This is a genomic window from Rhodococcus sp. IEGM 1318, assembly GCF_033142465.1.
Lineage (GTDB): Bacteria > Actinomycetota > Actinomycetes > Mycobacteriales > Mycobacteriaceae > Rhodococcus_F > Rhodococcus_F qingshengii_B.
The window spans coordinates 201,053-215,123 of record NZ_JAWLSC010000010.1 but is presented as its reverse complement, the minus strand read 5'-3'; the positions used below and the strand labels follow the sequence as shown (position 1 = coordinate 215,123).

The 14,071-nt window shown below is 60.7% G+C and carries 22 protein-coding genes; 5 read left to right on the top strand and 17 right to left on the bottom strand.

The annotated features are described in order from the left end of the window. Window positions 1–6: 6 nt before the first annotated feature. The 5 genes from R4P65_RS22960 to R4P65_RS22940 all read right to left on the bottom strand — a co-directional run bounded on the left by R4P65_RS22960 (window position 7) and on the right by R4P65_RS22940 (window position 3,978). Entirely contained in the window at window positions 7–621 is a 615-nt protein-coding gene (locus R4P65_RS22960; protein WP_317828239.1) for a class I SAM-dependent methyltransferase, read from the bottom strand. Further along, window positions 618–1,376 carry a PIG-L family deacetylase gene (locus tag R4P65_RS22955; protein WP_317828238.1) on the bottom strand — a complete coding sequence of 253 codons (759 nt, stop codon included), beginning with the start codon at window positions 1,374–1,376 and terminating at the stop codon, window positions 618–620. Before R4P65_RS22955 ends, R4P65_RS22960 begins: the two co-directional genes overlap by 4 nt. Further along, on the bottom strand, window positions 1,370–2,308 hold the full coding sequence (locus R4P65_RS22950) for an acyl-CoA dehydrogenase (protein ID WP_317828237.1): 939 nt from the start codon (window positions 2,306–2,308) through the stop codon (window positions 1,370–1,372). Before R4P65_RS22950 ends, R4P65_RS22955 begins: the two co-directional genes overlap by 7 nt. Continuing rightward, on the bottom strand, window positions 2,305–3,009 hold the full coding sequence (locus R4P65_RS22945; protein ID WP_317828236.1) for a glycosyltransferase: 705 nt from the start codon (window positions 3,007–3,009) through the stop codon (window positions 2,305–2,307). The genes R4P65_RS22950 and R4P65_RS22945 overlap by 4 nt, the downstream gene beginning before the upstream one ends. Window positions 3,010–3,210: 201 nt before the next feature. Then, window positions 3,211–3,978, bottom strand: a complete 768-nt coding sequence (locus tag R4P65_RS22940) for a GAF and ANTAR domain-containing protein (protein WP_317828235.1) — start codon at window positions 3,976–3,978, stop codon at window positions 3,211–3,213. A 109-nt stretch (window positions 3,979–4,087) separates the two neighbouring features. Between R4P65_RS22940 and R4P65_RS22935 the strand changes: the two genes are divergently transcribed. Next, complete coding sequence (locus R4P65_RS22935; protein ID WP_317828234.1) at window positions 4,088–4,786, top strand: HemK2/MTQ2 family protein methyltransferase; 699 nt, start codon at window positions 4,088–4,090, stop codon at window positions 4,784–4,786. Here the strand turns inward: R4P65_RS22935 and R4P65_RS22930 are convergent. Next, the gene (locus R4P65_RS22930; protein ID WP_317828233.1) at window positions 4,743–5,792 is read right to left on the bottom strand and encodes an iron-containing redox enzyme family protein; all 1,050 of its coding nucleotides are present in this window, start codon (window positions 5,790–5,792) and stop codon (window positions 4,743–4,745) included. The two genes, R4P65_RS22935 and R4P65_RS22930, sit on opposite strands and share 44 nt — an antisense overlap. Between R4P65_RS22930 and R4P65_RS22925 the strand changes: the two genes are divergently transcribed. Then, entirely contained in the window at window positions 5,793–6,032 is a 240-nt protein-coding gene (locus R4P65_RS22925; protein ID WP_230816418.1) for a CDGSH iron-sulfur domain-containing protein, read from the top strand. It begins immediately after the preceding gene. 129 nt (window positions 6,033–6,161) lie between these two features. Here the strand turns inward: R4P65_RS22925 and R4P65_RS22920 are convergent, their stop codons facing one another. The 3 genes from R4P65_RS22920 to R4P65_RS22910 all read right to left on the bottom strand — a co-directional run bounded on the left by R4P65_RS22920 (window position 6,162) and on the right by R4P65_RS22910 (window position 8,191). Beyond that, window positions 6,162–6,365 carry a cold-shock protein gene (locus tag R4P65_RS22920; RefSeq protein WP_003943666.1) on the bottom strand — a complete coding sequence of 68 codons (204 nt, stop codon included), beginning with the start codon at window positions 6,363–6,365 and terminating at the stop codon, window positions 6,162–6,164. Between the two features lie 316 nt (window positions 6,366–6,681). Next, window positions 6,682–7,659, bottom strand: coding sequence for a YihY/virulence factor BrkB family protein (locus tag R4P65_RS22915; protein WP_230816417.1), 978 nt, complete (start codon window positions 7,657–7,659; stop codon window positions 6,682–6,684). A gap of 94 nt (window positions 7,660–7,753) precedes the next feature. Then, the gene (locus R4P65_RS22910; RefSeq protein ID WP_230816416.1) at window positions 7,754–8,191 is read right to left on the bottom strand and encodes an STAS domain-containing protein; all 438 of its coding nucleotides are present in this window, start codon (window positions 8,189–8,191) and stop codon (window positions 7,754–7,756) included. Window positions 8,192–8,520: 329 nt separating this feature from the next. On the opposite strand from R4P65_RS22910, the gene R4P65_RS22905 reads away from it, so the two are divergent. Further along, entirely contained in the window at window positions 8,521–8,769 is a 249-nt protein-coding gene (locus tag R4P65_RS22905) for a modification methylase HgiDII (protein ID WP_317828231.1), read from the top strand. A gap of 16 nt (window positions 8,770–8,785) precedes the next feature. Here the strand turns inward: R4P65_RS22905 and R4P65_RS22900 are convergent, their stop codons facing one another. Next, window positions 8,786–9,568: a SigB/SigF/SigG family RNA polymerase sigma factor gene (locus R4P65_RS22900; protein ID WP_411742580.1), complete on the bottom strand. Its 783-nt coding sequence runs from the start codon at window positions 9,566–9,568 to the stop codon at window positions 8,786–8,788. Beyond that, on the bottom strand, window positions 9,565–10,098 hold the full coding sequence (locus R4P65_RS22895) for an anti-sigma factor (protein WP_317828230.1): 534 nt from the start codon (window positions 10,096–10,098) through the stop codon (window positions 9,565–9,567). The genes R4P65_RS22900 and R4P65_RS22895 overlap by 4 nt, the downstream gene beginning before the upstream one ends. Before the next feature lie 136 nt (window positions 10,099–10,234). Between R4P65_RS22895 and R4P65_RS22890 the strand changes: the two genes are divergently transcribed. Continuing rightward, complete coding sequence (locus tag R4P65_RS22890) at window positions 10,235–10,672, top strand: hypothetical protein (RefSeq protein WP_317828229.1); 438 nt, start codon at window positions 10,235–10,237, stop codon at window positions 10,670–10,672. 31 nt (window positions 10,673–10,703) lie between these two features. On the opposite strand, the gene R4P65_RS22885 is transcribed toward R4P65_RS22890, so the two are convergent. The 5 genes from R4P65_RS22885 to R4P65_RS22865 form a co-directional block, all read right to left on the bottom strand. Next, on the bottom strand, window positions 10,704–11,018 hold the full coding sequence (locus R4P65_RS22885; protein ID WP_411742579.1) for a WhiB family transcriptional regulator: 315 nt from the start codon (window positions 11,016–11,018) through the stop codon (window positions 10,704–10,706). Window positions 11,019–11,215: 197 nt separating this feature from the next. Continuing rightward, window positions 11,216–11,920: an ANTAR domain-containing protein gene (locus R4P65_RS22880; protein ID WP_317828228.1), complete on the bottom strand. Its 705-nt coding sequence runs from the start codon at window positions 11,918–11,920 to the stop codon at window positions 11,216–11,218. A 48-nt stretch (window positions 11,921–11,968) separates the two neighbouring features. Beyond that, a complete protein-coding gene (locus tag R4P65_RS22875) occupies window positions 11,969–12,103 on the bottom strand; it encodes a hypothetical protein (protein WP_269068515.1) in 135 nt (44 codons plus the stop codon). A 72-nt stretch (window positions 12,104–12,175) separates the two neighbouring features. Beyond that, window positions 12,176–12,721 (bottom strand): Dps family protein, encoded by a 546-nt coding sequence (locus R4P65_RS22870; RefSeq protein ID WP_230816410.1) that lies wholly within the window; start codon window positions 12,719–12,721, stop codon window positions 12,176–12,178. A gap of 84 nt (window positions 12,722–12,805) precedes the next feature. Beyond that, window positions 12,806–12,964 carry a hypothetical protein gene (locus tag R4P65_RS22865; RefSeq protein ID WP_317828227.1) on the bottom strand — a complete coding sequence of 53 codons (159 nt, stop codon included), beginning with the start codon at window positions 12,962–12,964 and terminating at the stop codon, window positions 12,806–12,808. A gap of 358 nt (window positions 12,965–13,322) precedes the next feature. Here R4P65_RS22865 and R4P65_RS22860 point away from each other — a divergent pair, with 358 nt between their 5' ends. Beyond that, entirely contained in the window at window positions 13,323–13,625 is a 303-nt protein-coding gene (locus tag R4P65_RS22860; protein ID WP_230816408.1) for a MerR family transcriptional regulator, read from the top strand. Here the strand turns inward: R4P65_RS22860 and R4P65_RS22855 are convergent. Beyond that, a complete protein-coding gene (locus tag R4P65_RS22855) occupies window positions 13,597–14,013 on the bottom strand; it encodes a hypothetical protein (protein ID WP_317828226.1) in 417 nt (138 codons plus the stop codon). The genes R4P65_RS22860 and R4P65_RS22855 overlap by 29 nt on opposite strands. Between the last annotated feature and the right edge of the window lie 58 nt (window positions 14,014–14,071).

Genomic DNA, 14,071 nt, shown 5'->3' with positions numbered 1-14,071 from the left:
GGTGTTCTAGATCAGACCTTCGGAACGAGCTACCGACGGTGGTGACGGCGGACCCTTCACGAAGACGTCGATCAGCACGTCCTCGTCCTGGTACGACGCGAACTGCGCCAACCCCGGCGTCTGGCGCACAGCCGAATGAACGGCGTCACCGTTCTGCGGATACTCCGGTACGACGTGACGCCAGTGGGCACACAGCAGAGTGCCGCCAGGCTCGAGATGCTCGACGACCTGCAGCATTGCGTCGACGAGTTTGTCGAAGGTCAGGTAATAGCCGACCTCGCTGATGACGACGAGGTCGAAGGTCTCGCCGGGCCAGTCGTCACCCAAAGCCCAGAGGCGGAATTCGGCGTCGCGACCGGCAAGCCGCGCACGAGCACTCTCGAGTGCGGCCGGGACGATGTCGGTGGCGAGAACGCTGTCGCAGCGCTCGGCCAATTTCTCGGTGAGGACCCCGATCGAGCACCCAGGTTCGAACGCGCGACGGTATCGGGGTTTCGGGAGCATCGCGATACTGAGCGCGTATTTTCGCTGCTCGTACCAACGAGATTCGAAGTCCCATGGATCGGATTGTGCGGCATACATCTTGGCGAAGTAGTCCGCGGGAAGTTCACGATCGGTCATACGAACACCGTTTCGTACGGTCGCAGTAAGCGTTCCATCACGTGTCGGGGGAGTATGGGTGCATCCGCAGGGTGATCGGAGAGTGGTGCGATCTGTGATGTGAACTCTTGGGCAGCAGCAGATTTTGCAGCCTGAACATCAGACGGCAAGGTCACTCTTCTGACTCGTTCCCACGGGACTGCCGCATGATCCGGCGCGGCCCAATGCCACGCCCAGATGGGGTACTCGATCAATCGTGCTCCAGTATCCGCGCACGCCCTTGCCGCAGCGTCCCCGGTAGCTTCATGATCCGGGTGGCCGTCCCCGCGCCACGTCGAGGCGCACCAAGTATCGGCCGAGGAATCACCGAGAATCGAGCTGAGGCGGTCGGTCAACTCTCGCCGGTTCTCGCCAATCCTCCCGTCCGGGATGCTCAATCGAACCGGTGTGGGAATTCCGAGCACACGCGCTGCTCGATCCGACTCGGACCGTCGAAGTTGTTCCATCTCGGGCTGAGTCACCGTAGGTGAGTCGGGATGTGAAGCGCCGCCGTCGGTAACGGACACCACTTGAACATTGATGCCGGAAAGTGTTGCCAGGAGCGCGGTTCCACCCAGTCCGAGGATTTCGTCGTCAGGATGGGGAGCGACGACGATCAATCGCGAGCACCCGCTGAGGTCCAGTTCCGGAAAACTGCGTCCCCACGCCTGCCATGTCGATTCGGGGGTGCCGCCGTCGTCGACGGGCTTCTGCGCGAACAGTTTCGAGTTCACCACGGCCGTTTCCCCTTAGCCGCAATCCGGCCCAGTTCTGCGTGATCCTTCTCGGCGTGGCTCTGCCGCAAGTAGACGGTGAGGTCGGCGACGCGGGCGGCATGCTCGGCGTCCATGCAGAGCGGTGCGGCCCCGAGAGCGCGTCCCACCCGATCCAGGGTCTCGGTGGCGGCGCGTTCGACGATTGCCCGCACACGCAGTGCCCGTTGCATGGCCTCGGCGTCTTCGTTGAAAGGGTCGGCGTCGATCTCCGCCGCCGCGACTGCGAGCGCGTTGCGCGCTGCGGCCAGCGCCGCGTCGACCGCACCGAGGTGCGCGAGTACATAGGGATCTTCGCTGCTTGCGGCCTTGTCGTACAACGGATCTGCAACTCCACACGCACCGCCGTACCAGCATGCGGCCACCCCTATCGCGCCGTGCCAGAACCCCGGCCGGCTCAGATAGTCCCCTGCCGTGCCAACCGGTATTGCCGGAACCATGTCGAAGTCGACCGCGCTGGAGTCGCTTTCGGCCATACCAACGGCCTTCCATGAATCGGGAACGGGATGTACCCCAGGTAGTCCGAGCTCAACCGCGAAGAGCGAGGGGACACCGTCGACCAACGCGGTGATCAGTGCATGTGTGCAGGTGTTAGCGCCCGAACACCACAACTTGCGACCGGTGAGCGTCCAGATCCCCACGTGCTCAGATGCATTCACGACTGGTTCGGGTGGCTCGGCTGCCCACACGCCCCACAGCTGTCCCGGTTCGGGATCGGGGCCGTCGAGTTCGGTGAGTATCGCGACGGCGTCGGTGTGAGCCTCGGCCATTCGGCCGAGGACCACGTTCTCTCGAGTGAGTTCTGCCAGGGAGGTCCATCGTGCGGCCGTCGCGCCGCCGCCGGGCAACGGCAAGTACAGTCCACCTGCGTCCAGGAGTGTGTGTAGTCGTTTCATCGTGCCAACTCCGCTTCTTCGTTATCGGCGGTCATATCACCCAGGTTACGGATATGTCCGGCAAAACCGCCCGGAGTTCGGCCGTCGAGACGTGCAGACGTGGTGACCGCAATATCTTCTGCCCACGCGATACAGGCACCCGCCTCGCTCAACCGCCGGACGAGATCGACGTCCTCGTCTTCTTCGAGATCGGAGAATCCTCCGACGCTCCAGTACATGTCGGCGCGGACACCGAGGTTGGCACCGTGGACGTGACCGTGTCGACCGTACGGATGCTCGTGATACATACGTTCGTATCGTTCGCGGACAGAGTGTGGATGACCTTCCCAGTCGGCGATGCGCACGGTTCCCGCGACGACGTCCGCAGTACGCGCATACTCCAGTTGGCGCGCAATCCACGTGGGGCCGACCACCGAATCGGCATCGGTGGTGGTGAACCACGCTGAGGCACCCAAATCTAAGCCGAACGCGGAGAAGCCCGTCGCTCGCGAACGTCCGACGTTCTGATGCTCGACGCGGAGTACTTCCACCCCGTCGGGTATGACCCCCGCGGTTCCGTCCGAACAGTTGTCGAGGACGGCAACAAGTCGGACGGGGACAACGCAAGCCGATGCCGCTGTTGCGAGTGCACGAAGGCAATTAGGAAGGTCTTCGGCTTCGTTGTGGGCGGGAACTACGACAAGAACCTGGTCGATTGGCACAGTGACGATCCTTTCCTCACCCTGGTACGGTCGGGTCTTCTTTCGTCCCGGTTCTCAACAGATAACCACATTTCAGACGAGTGCCGCCGCTCGACCGCCAGCAGTCGCGCAGGTCGAAACCTGTTTCGGTGAAACATCTCTGGATACGTTTGGGAGCGGTACCTTCGGGGTACCAAACGGGGTTTTGCGACTGAAGAATCTTCAGAAACTGCGGTGGCGCACCGAATCGATGAGCATCCGTGCAACGTCGTGCAGCTTGACGTTGGTGTGCTGTGATTGCTGCACGAGGCGCCTGAATGCTTCCTCGGCGTCGATACCGTGGACGGCGATCAGGACGCCCTTGGCCTGCTCGATCTCGGCCCGAGACTCCATGGCGTAGTGCAATTGTTCGATGTGTTCGTGTGCCTGACGCCAGCGTCGTGAATCTGCGATCGCCGCGCCCGCACCGGCGGTGAACAATTTCATCAACTCTTCGTCGAAGGCCTTGAACTCGGTCGATGCGAATCCGTAGACGTTGAAAGCGCCGAGAAGTTCGGCGCTCCCTTCGCCCATGGTGATCGGCACGGACAAGTAGGACCGGACGCCTTGTTTGCGGGCCTCGACGGTGAATTCCGGCCATTCGGCTTCGTGATCACCCACCTTTGCCCGGACCGACGAGACTGATCGCGCGGCGTCCACACACGGACCACGATCGGCGGAGTGCTGGGCGTCGTCTATCCCGGAGAGATAGTCCGCGGTAGATGCAGCAGTTCGCGGGCCATCGGCCGACAACACGGTCACGCTGACTGCGTCGGCGTCCGGCAGTGCTTTGACCGCCGTCTCGGCCAGACGTTGGAGCATGGAGTCCAGGTGCTCGTCCGTGTTCAGATTGGACCGGAGTCCGGCAATCGCCTCGGCGAGGGTGTCGAGCGAATCTGCTGCGGAAGCAAACGCCGCGGCTCCCTGTGGAGTGTCCGCATTGCCTGTCATGACTCAGGTCTACTCCGCAAACTGCGGCGATGTGACCGTTCCAGGCGGTCGATACTCCAATGTTGCATGAAATTCGAGGTTCCTGGGTAGCCGCATGCAGCGATGTGCGATGTCGCCCGAAAAAGAGGAGCCGATGATGATCCTGCGTTTACCTGGTGTGTATCCACCGCAACACGACACGTCGTTACTCGCGGATGCACTGCTGTTCGAGCACCTCACCGCTCGCAGTCGGGTGTTGGATCTGTGCACGGGGACCGGCGCCCTCGCCGTCGCGGCATCTGCGGCAGGTGCAGGCCACGTTGTCGCAGTCGACATATCTCGCCGAGCGTGCGCCAACGCTCGTCTCAACGGAATCCTCAACGGAACCTTCATCGATTCCCGTCGTGGCGATCTCACCGAGGCCGTGCACGGCGAACTCTTCGATCTGGTGATCTCCAACCCGCCGTACGTCCCTGCAATTGCAGATGATCTCCCTACCGCTGGAATCGAACGTGCTTGGGACGCAGGCAAGGACGGACGCGCCCTCATCGACAGGATCGCGGCCACCGTTCACGACGTACTCGTCCCCGGCGGCACACTTCTTCTCCTGCAGTCGGTACTGTGCGGGGTCGACAAGACCGAGGCGATACTCGAGGAACACGGTATGGCGGTGGAGATTTCGGCTCGGAAGTACATTCCTTTCGGGCCCGTGATGCGTGAGAGACGCACGATGCTCGAGGCGCGAGGGTTGATCACCACCGGTCAGGAAATCGAACAACTGGTGGTCATTCGCGCAACGAAGTCTCACCCTTCTCCCAACTCGATGTGAGATGTTCACCGAGAAGATCGTCGAACGCGAGGCAAGTTGCGGCGCCGAACAAGATGTCGCCGGCGCGGTGTGGCTGTGAAGAAGCAAGACCGCCGGCAAGCTCCCGAACGGCGATCTGTTCATGGACGGAATCCGCTTCTACATGCTCGTCGTAGAACAGGGTCGCGTCCGAACCGAATCCGAGTCGGCGCAGGCCGGCGCTGTACCGCTTACTCGGCAGCGCCGACGTGGTCTCGACGGCGCACAGGTGCCCGACCAGGGTGCCGAGATGTCGGCGATGAAAACCGAAGAGCGAGAGAGCATTCAACGACGCCAAGGTCACTGCGGGAACGGCATCGATGTAGTGACCGTAGCGGTCCGAAAGACCGACGGCCCGCATCGTGTCGGCAAACAGACGCGAATGCATACGCTCTGCGCGGCCGCCTCCGTACTCGTCGCTCTGCACCTCGACGAGGGCTGCCTTGACGGCACCGGAGAGCCGCGAAATTCCAAGGGTGTGCACATCCGCTTCACGGAGCTGATTGAGCGAACGGTGAATCAGCACCTCCGCGAACTGATCGACCGTGGCGTCCTTCGCCATGAAGGCCGCAAGACCGGGTCCGGCACTGGGCGCCGTCATCGCCCACAGGTCGGCCACCACGTCGCCAGACGACGGTACAGTCCCCACGAGTTGCGCGATGGCGGACTCGAAGTGCGTTTCGAGACGAGACCGCACCGCGAGCAGGTCCGGATTCCACTCCCACTCGTCCGCGACGTTCTCGATTCCCTGCAGATGAAGCTCGTAGAGGAGCGCCAGCGTCAACTGGGCGTCATCGTCTCGAAGAATGTCGTAGGTGAGGTCGGTGGATCGTGCGTCTTCGTACGCGTCAGCGGCAGCCTTCAGCTCCCTCGGATCGGCGGAGGAGAGCAGAATGGAAACGAGAGTGGCGCTCAGTGGGCCGCGAGCCTGCGGAACGGGCATGGAAGTAGGCACGCCAGTGGCCGAATCGAGAAGTGAAGAGGACATATGACCGCGTTTCCCGAATCGTCATCTGCCGAAACACCGGATAGTTCCGGGTGCAACACCACCATAACCGCCTGCTCGGACGGACCGCTGCTGGTACGTGGTGACTTCGAGTTGCTCCGCGACGACGGCACTCCGATAGAGAACAAGCGCTCTACGGTCGCTTTGTGCCGATGTGGACGGACCGCCATTGCGCCGTTCTGCGACAGCTCCCACAAGAAGAAGCGGGCGCGAGCGAGTTAACCGGTACCGAACTCGGCACGCGTCCGACCTGGAAACCAAGTAGACCCAGAAACCAAGAAAAGGCTGGATGCCGGCACCGTGCGGTGCAGCGTCCAGCCTTTTCAGTCTGAATTCAGACTGGGATCGAGCTCAGATGGCGCGAACATTCTGAGCCTGGGGGCCCTTCTGGCCCTGTCCGATCTCGAACTCGACCTTCTGGCCCTCGTCGAGGGACTTGTAGCCGCTGCCCTGGATCTCCGAGTAGTGAACGAACACATCCGGTCCGCCACCTTCCTGCTCGATGAATCCGAAGCCCTTTTCACCGTTGAACCACTTGACACTGCCCTGAGCCATAACCAAATTCTCCTGGATCCATCGAGCCGAGCCCTCCCATCGAGAGTCCGGTCTCACACCTGATCCTGCCATGCTCTTCTTTTTCTGTCTCCAATTACATGCATGGCGAGTTGCAGTATTTGGCGGGTTTGTCCCGTCGTGGGGCCGCGCCGGAAGCAGGTGATTGTTCAACTATGCGCGTCTACCTGCTGTGATGTATTCGTCGCTTCGATACTGCGCGAAATGACAACACCTGTGTTAAATCTGGATTCGCGGCGCAGAATGTCACCCCGATGCTCAGGACGGGACCAAATACCCAACTCGATCGGGGTCGAGATCAGTCCGATTCGTCGGATTTGGTGTGCCCGTCGAATGTCACGTGGATGTTCTCGTGCGGAACCGCGCGTTGCGCTTTTGCTTGATCGGCGAAGGTGCGCCGATCGCCTTCGATGAGCTCGGTATTGTCGGTGAACGGAGCCAGCAACGCCCGCGGATGGAGTTTGTCGACTCGCACGACGTTGATTTCCGCGCACATGACGATCGAGGCGGCAGCCAGGAACAAGAAGGCCAACAAACCCAGAACAATGGCAAAGACGCCATTGGTGGTGGAAGCACCCCGCACCACGGACGTCACGTAGAGGGCACCGAAGGACTGAAGTGCTTGCCAGAGAACAGCAGCGGCGATCGCTCCGGGTGCCACATCGGCCACAGACAGCGGCCTCGCGCAGGTGAGCCGGAAAGCGACGATGAAGATACCCGCGTTCAAGACGACTGCCGCGAGGGTCAGTAAGAAGCTGAACGAACCGCCCAGATGAAGCGCGCCACCGATGCTGGAGACAGCTGTGGTCCCCAAGATCGCGAGACCGATGGTGCCGAGCAGCAGTAACCCTTGAAGCCGCCCGCGGATGGGATCCGGTCGCATGTTTCGGGGCACAGACCACACCGTGTTCATCGCATTCTGGCAAGCCAGAGCGACACCGAGGCCACCGTAGAGGCCGCCGACGATTCCGATCACCAGACCCGTGACGCCGCCACCGATCTGTTGCGCGTTGCCCAGGTCGTCACCGATAACCGGGAACTGATGCAGTGCCGAGTCCAAGATCTGTTGCTGAAGTTCGGGGTTGTCCGACAGCACGAAGCCGAGAATCGTCGAGAGCAGGAGAAGCAGCGGAAACAGCGAGACAAATCCGTAGTAAGCGATCAGCGCGGCGAGATAAACACCTTGATCGTCGAGGAACTTGTAGAGGACCGCTATCGGGAACCCCAGTGCCGGATGCTTCTGTTGCAAGGCATCGAGGCGCTTGGCGATTGTCATTCTCGGTCTCTCTCAGCTCGTCGGACAGCCCGACGAACCTTAGTCGCTGCGAGCGCTCAGCGCTCAGCGCTCGACGTCGGTGCCGGGCGTGCCGTCAGGAGACTTCGAGCGACTTCTCGGCTTCGCGGAGCGCGCGCATGGCGGCCTCGACAGAGTTCGTAACCGGAAATTCTTCTTCCGCCCGCGCTGCCCGAAGCAAGCGTCGAAGTGGGTGTGACCCGATAACGGACCACTGGAAGTCATGGGTTCGCGAACGGGAGTTCAGCTCGGCGAACAGTTCGAGGCATACCGCACCGACGAACAGTGAATTGGACAGGTCGAAGATGACGCGAGTCCACTCCGCAGCGTACGAGCTGAGAAGTTCTTGTACTTCGGGCGCGGAGAGTCTGTCGAGATCGACATTGACCTGGATCAGGACTGTCGAGGGTGCTACCCGCCAGGCAGCGAAGCCTTGTGTTTCCAAGATCGGCCCCAATTGTGTTGAGGGATCGATGGAATCAATCGAAGTGTGGTCGAGTTCATTCAGATTCATGGCAGATCCGGTCTGTGTGCTTTCATCGAAAGGCTGACGACCGATCTGGCGGCGCGGAAAGTGAACGCGTCCAGCTGTGGAAAGCTCTAGAGCTCAATGGATATGCGCAGGACGGATACGCGCAGAACGTACTCACCTGATCCAGAGCCTTGATGCGAACCGAGCGCCAGTGGCTTCAACCCCGGCTGTATTCTCAACCTCGGTACCGCTCAGTGTAGCTCGAGGGTGAAAAACGGTCCAGGCGTGGAGTCGAACATTAAGCGGTGCAATGTTTTTGGCTATACGCTTCGGTAGGGTGGGGGTCAGTGTCACCGGACGAAGGGATTCAGATGAACGACCGCGATGCACTTACGGCTATCTCGACCAAGCTCGACACGCTGATCGGAGCAGAGACCAACGGTCTGCGGGACGAGGTTCCGCCCGGTTCCAGTCTGCAGCGCACCGAGCAGGACGGTGAGCACGGAAGGTGGGGTCACGATTATCGCCTCGCCAACAAGTATCTCGAGGCTCTCGACATCGGCCAGCCCGGGCTCATCGACCGAGACGAGATGGAACGTCTTGCACAGGAGTACATCTGATCCTCGAGACATACCGTCAGAAGATTTCGCCCATCTCGGTGCGTAGCTGCTTCAGCGTCTGAGTGAGGATTCTGGACACATGCATCTGGGAAAGACCGACCTTCTCGGCAATCTGAGACTGGGTGAGATGACCGAAAAATCTCAGAACGACGATCGTGCGCTCCCGCTCCGGTAATGCCAGGAGCGCGGGCCGCAATGTCTCGTGATTGTCGATCCGACTGATCGCTTCGTCGTACTGACCCAAGGTGTCGATCAGAGTCAGTCCGTTCCCGTCGCCGGCGGATGCGGTGTCGAGCGGTGCGGTCCGATACGAGTTGCCGGCTGTGAGCCCCTGTTCGACCTCGTCCGGCTCGATGTCGAGTTCTTTCGCGAGTTCCGCGACGGTCGGAGCACGCCCGAGAGTCTGGGACAGCGACGTGAGCGCCCGGTTCAGGGCAAGGTGTCGTTCCTGAAGACTTCGCGGGACGCGAACGGACCAGCCATGATCGCGAAAATGCTTGCGTACCTCACCCATTACCGTCGGGACGGCGAATGACAGGAAATCCGATCCCTTTTCCACATCGAATCGCTGCACGGCCTGTACCAACCCGACGCGCGCAACTTGCTCCAAGTCCTCGAAAGGCTGGCCTCGCCCCTGGTAGCGGCGTGCGACGTGGGTGGCGAGCGGTAGGCACAATTCGATGATCGAGTTGGTGATCTTTTCTCGGGTCGGATCATCAGGCGGAAGCGAAGCCATCGAGACGAATAGTTCGACAGCTAGTTCGTACTGGTCCTTCTTGTCCGGTGGGACAGCGGTCACGCACGCTCCTGGATCAAGCCCTTTTCAAGCGTCATCGTCAGGGTAATGTGACCGTCCGCGTCGATCTCCGATTGTTCCAAACGGACGGAGTCGACCAGTGCTTCGAGAACGAACCATCCGAAGCTGTGCGACTTGTCGGGAATTTCGGAGTGCGCAATCACTGAAACGACGGTCCGAAGTGTGCGACCGAATGTCTCGAAACGGCAGGTCAAATCGCTGGACGGTATCGCATGGCCGATGAGGATACTTGCGACTTCGTCCATCGCCAGAGCGAGATCGGCTGTCCCATCGACATCCAATCCGGTGTTGTTGGCGACCGTGCGGGTGATTCCACGCAGAGTCGGAAGTTGAGAGTACGACGCCCGGACACGGAGCGAGGCGATGGAGTCGTGAGTAAGTTCGGCTTCGGTCGAACTCGACAGAGGGATCAAGGGACTTCCTGTGGGTAGATGTGGCGGTATTCCGGCAGAACGAGGCAAGGACCGGTAGCGGCCATGCGTGCCGACCATCTCGACCCCAGAGGTGTTCATAGCCTTCGATTACCCTTCGCCCGGCGAACTAACCCTCATTATCGAACTCGAAGATGAATTGTGAGACACATCACCTGTGGTGCACTCGTACCTGATCCCATCTTTCATGTGCGGCTCGTTCGGGTACTTCCGCATCATGGACACCCATGCAGAAAGACAGATCCCTGTGCACGTTCGACCGGAAGGCGTCACGGACGAGGGAGTGAAAGCGGCCGGTGTGTTGCCGAACGCCCTCGAAACGGTGGAGCGTGCGCGCGGTGCTCTGTACGACTTCCATCAGCTGATCGGGCACGCGGATTTGATGCTCGACGAGGTCGTCGAGCTACTGCGCACCAGCGGCAACGACGAACTGGCAGGTCAAGTCGAGGACGAGCTGATGGGCCGGAACGTGGTCGAGGGGCGTTGGACTTTCCAGCTGGTCGAGGAGTTTGACGAGAACTACTGGTCGTTCTTCCGCGAATGCGAGAAGGTGGTGCGCGACCGACTGGCCGGTGGAGTGCCGCATCTCTTCGAATCCGAGATGAAGGAGCGTCGACGCACGCATGGGCGTCGACACCACGAGGCGCGGCCCTGAGTTTCCGCACCACCAGTTCCTGCCCCAGAAATTATTGCTCGGTCGAGCTCGACACAGCACTGACCAGTGGTGCAGTTCGCGCTTTACGCAACGATTCTCGCTCGGTGGCCGTCATCCCGCCCCAGATGCCGTGAGGTTCCCCGGTCTGGATGGCGTGCACCAGGCATCTCTGCACGACGGGGCATCTGGCACACACCAGCTTCGCCGAACTCTCGCGCTTCGCCCGCCTCGATCCGCGCTCGTTCGTGTCGTCGTAGAACAGAGCAGGGTCGGTGTCGCGGCAGGTGCCGGACAGTTGCCAGTCCCACTCGTCGGCAAGGGGCCTGGGAGATGTGTAGGAGCGCATGAACATGGACGTTCCCTTCGCTGCGTGACGAACTCGACTCGGATCGAGGCCCGGGTCGGGCGTTAGTGCAAAGCTCGGTCCCGCCGGTGCATGGTCTGCGCCGGCGGGACCTTCGAGGCTCCTCCCTCGAGAGGGAGGATTTCGGGGGTACCTCTGGTCGGTCATTACCCAGCCGTACAAATTTTGAATCCCGGTCGTCAGGAATTCTTTTGATCCACGGCTCGTCTTTCTGCTGCGGCGACAAGACCGCCGGATCGTCTCTCTGCTGCGGCGACAAGACCGCCGGCGATGTCGCGCACCTTGACGTTCCACTCTTGCGACATCTCCACCAGTAGGTCGAAAGCTTGGTCCGCTGAACACTCACGCTCGGCCATCAGCAATCCCTTGGCCTGCTCGATCACGGGCCGAGAATCCAAAGCTCTTCTCAGTTCGTCATTTTCCGCGCGAAGGCGGGCGAGTACGTCTGGCGCAGAACTGGACTGCTGAGCCTGCGGTCGTGAAACCTCGTACACACGATGAAGCACCCCGATCACCCGGCCGTCGTCATCGGTGACCGAGGAATTCACCGTGTTCCAATAGCGCGTGACAAACAGCCCGGAACCGCGCTCGTCGCGCACGTCGTACCGTTGAGTTGGCAGCGCATCACGAGATTTGGTTCGCATCACCCGGTCGAACGACATTGTCAACGAGGAGATTCCGTCGGCAAAAGAGTCGGCGGGGTTGTCTGGAAAGGCCTCGAACACTTCCACTCCGTGCAGCTGATCCAAACTGCGATCGGACATGGCAAGGTATTCCTCGTTTGCTCCCCGGACACGAAAATCGCTGTCCACGAGGAGAAGAGAAGAAGTGCTTGCCGCAAACCGATCGCTGCGGGCGATCGAGCGGAGAGTGCTCGAACTCATGATTGTGTCGTTTCTGTCCTGTCTTCGACGGCTGCGGCGCCTGGTGGTTCATAAGTAGTTGATTGCGAGGACCCCAAGCGCAGTGCCTGCCACGATCGATCCGAACAACAAGCGCTGCTGCAGTACGAACATCTGATACTCGCGACGGGTTTGTGCTGACGTGCCGCGCGAGTCCGCAGACATGCTCCTACCCTTTCCGGTTCTGGGGGCGCGATTTCGGCCGACCCCCGATCGGCCGAAATCGAGGACGGTGAATCAGTTCTGGCGTGCCTCATTTGCGGCATCCTGCTCGGTGGACGCGCCTTCGTGTACGAGGCTGCCACCGGAGTTCTCGAGGTGCGCGCGAACGAACCACTGGAACTTTTCCAACTGTGCGGTCTGGCCGATCAGCATGTCTTCGGTGATCGGGTCGATCTTTCCGACGCTTTCGATTGCGGCGCGACTGTCTGTGATGACCCCGGTGTAGACGAGGTCGAGCGCCGCGAGGTGAGCGCGGGCATCGTCGCGGCCGACGGAGTAGTCGTCCCACGTCCGGTCGCGTTCGATCGCTCCTGCGGTGCCCTTGGGCGAGTTGCCAAGTGCCGCGATACGTTCCGCCACATCGTCGGCGTAACCGCGAACCAGCTCCACCTGCGGGTCGATCATCTCGTGCACGCCGATGAAGTTGGGTCCAACGACGTTCCAGTGGACGTGCTTGAGCGTGAGGTGCAGGTCGTTGTAGGCGCTGAGGCGTTCCTGCAGGGTGTCGGCGACGGTCGAGCCGTCTGCGCTGCTCAGCCCCGGTACGGTGAACTCGGACATATGTTTTCCTCTCGTCATGATGGGGATCGCCCTCCAATGGGGCGGTCGCGCGCCATCGTCAATCGGATCGCGGGTCGGTCAGGTTCAGTGCGCGAGTGCGACTGGTTCCTCTGTCACCGGGTCGCCGAACATCATCGCGATTCGGCGCTTGACCTCTACGGTCGTCAAAGTCGCGCTTGCGGCAGTGATTCCGATGCCGGTGTTGCTCTCGCCCTGTGTTGGCGGGATGTCGATCGTCGTCATCTTGCTCCCGGTGAAGAGTGTGCCGTGTGGGAGTCAGCTGAACCACCAACTCCGACGTCTGGGTGTTCTGCAGCTTCGAGTGCCGGTTATGGCGCTTTCAGGTGCTACAAAATCTATATCAGCCAATGTAGATAATTGGCAAGGTTGCGTCGTTCCAACTGTAGAAGCAAGTTGTGTGCCGATTCTCGACGAAAATGCGCTTCACCTGCCCTTACATGCTCTGTCGGCTCCGCGATTTTTGCCGCAAGTGGTCCTGGACACCTTTGAATCTATGTCGTCCGCGTCAGATTCACTGCGCGATGGTGCTAAGGTCGGATAACGCCGACGAAGGCAGCCGACACCGAACTAGGAGGTTCCAGTGACGTCGGAATCTCAGACCCGGGCGCTGCGTGGCGTGTACGGGATCTCAGTGATGTCAGAACTGTCCGGAGTGGGACCTCAAACGCTGCGCCTCTACGAGCGAAGGGGCCTGCTCACACCGACGCGCACGGATGGCGGTACGCGTCGGTACAGCGAGGCTGATCTGGATACGCTCGGACGAATCACCGCGCTGATCGACGACGGAGTCAATCTTGTCGGAATTCGTTTGATCTTGTCTCTCGAAGCCGAGAACGCCGTTCTGGCGGCTCGGATCAGTCAGTTGACTGCGGAAGCCGATTAGTTTCCGTGGGGTGCGACGGTGCGTCGGTGCGCGCAGGGTCGCCGAAATCTGCATCTGCGACGATCTTGTTGCCGGCACGTTCGATCTGCTCCAGCGCTGTGTCCAGGGCATCGACCAGCCATTGATGCGACGCCTCTGCGAGCAGTTGATCGGGAGTGTCGGCCAATTCGGACTGAAAGAATCTCACCAGCCACAAGTCGCCCAGATCAGGCTGATCTGAAAGCCCGGCAACGGTATTGGTGGCGAGTAGGTATCGGTTGTACTCGAGATCAACACGAATAGCGTACTCGCCGAACAGATTCACCACATTGGCCGGCCGATGAGTGGCGGCGGCGAGCGCAATGAGAGCGTCGTTGTAGGTCTCTGAGTACTTCATCGTGAGGGGCATGGTCGGCCTGTCTTTCTGGGCCGATGCAGCATTGCACGGCTATGGCGAGGAGATCAGT

Excerpts from the sequence above, each read along its gene's own strand:
- R4P65_RS22960 (WP_317828239.1), bottom strand. The coding sequence starts at position 621 with ATGACCGATCGTGAACTTCCCGCGGACTACTTCGCCAAGATGTATGCC.
- R4P65_RS22950 (WP_317828237.1), bottom strand. The coding sequence starts at position 2,308 with ATGAAACGACTACACACACTCCTGGACGCAGGTGGACTGTACTTGCCG.
- R4P65_RS22940 (WP_317828235.1), bottom strand. The coding sequence starts at position 3,978 with ATGACAGGCAATGCGGACACTCCACAGGGAGCCGCGGCGTTTGCTTCC.
- R4P65_RS22935 (WP_317828234.1), top strand. The coding sequence starts at position 4,088 with ATGTCGCCCGAAAAAGAGGAGCCGATGATGATCCTGCGTTTACCTGGT.
- R4P65_RS22930 (WP_317828233.1), bottom strand. The coding sequence starts at position 5,792 with ATGTCCTCTTCACTTCTCGATTCGGCCACTGGCGTGCCTACTTCCATG.
- R4P65_RS22925 (WP_230816418.1), top strand. The coding sequence starts at position 5,793 with ATGACCGCGTTTCCCGAATCGTCATCTGCCGAAACACCGGATAGTTCC.
- R4P65_RS22920 (WP_003943666.1), bottom strand. The coding sequence starts at position 6,365 with ATGGCTCAGGGCAGTGTCAAGTGGTTCAACGGTGAAAAGGGCTTCGGA.
- R4P65_RS22915 (WP_230816417.1), bottom strand. The coding sequence starts at position 7,659 with ATGACAATCGCCAAGCGCCTCGATGCCTTGCAACAGAAGCATCCGGCA.
- R4P65_RS22910 (WP_230816416.1), bottom strand. The coding sequence starts at position 8,191 with ATGAATCTGAATGAACTCGACCACACTTCGATTGATTCCATCGATCCC.
- R4P65_RS22905 (WP_317828231.1), top strand. The coding sequence starts at position 8,521 with ATGAACGACCGCGATGCACTTACGGCTATCTCGACCAAGCTCGACACG.
- R4P65_RS22895 (WP_317828230.1), bottom strand. The coding sequence starts at position 10,098 with ATGAACACCTCTGGGGTCGAGATGGTCGGCACGCATGGCCGCTACCGG.
- R4P65_RS22890 (WP_317828229.1), top strand. The coding sequence starts at position 10,235 with ATGGACACCCATGCAGAAAGACAGATCCCTGTGCACGTTCGACCGGAA.
- R4P65_RS22885 (WP_411742579.1), bottom strand. The coding sequence starts at position 11,018 with ATGCGCTCCTACACATCTCCCAGGCCCCTTGCCGACGAGTGGGACTGG.
- R4P65_RS22880 (WP_317828228.1), bottom strand. The coding sequence starts at position 11,920 with ATGAGTTCGAGCACTCTCCGCTCGATCGCCCGCAGCGATCGGTTTGCG.
- R4P65_RS22875 (WP_269068515.1), bottom strand. The coding sequence starts at position 12,103 with ATGTCTGCGGACTCGCGCGGCACGTCAGCACAAACCCGTCGCGAGTAT.
- R4P65_RS22870 (WP_230816410.1), bottom strand. The coding sequence starts at position 12,721 with ATGTCCGAGTTCACCGTACCGGGGCTGAGCAGCGCAGACGGCTCGACC.
- R4P65_RS22865 (WP_317828227.1), bottom strand. The coding sequence starts at position 12,964 with ATGACGACGATCGACATCCCGCCAACACAGGGCGAGAGCAACACCGGC.
- R4P65_RS22855 (WP_317828226.1), bottom strand. The coding sequence starts at position 14,013 with ATGCCCCTCACGATGAAGTACTCAGAGACCTACAACGACGCTCTCATT.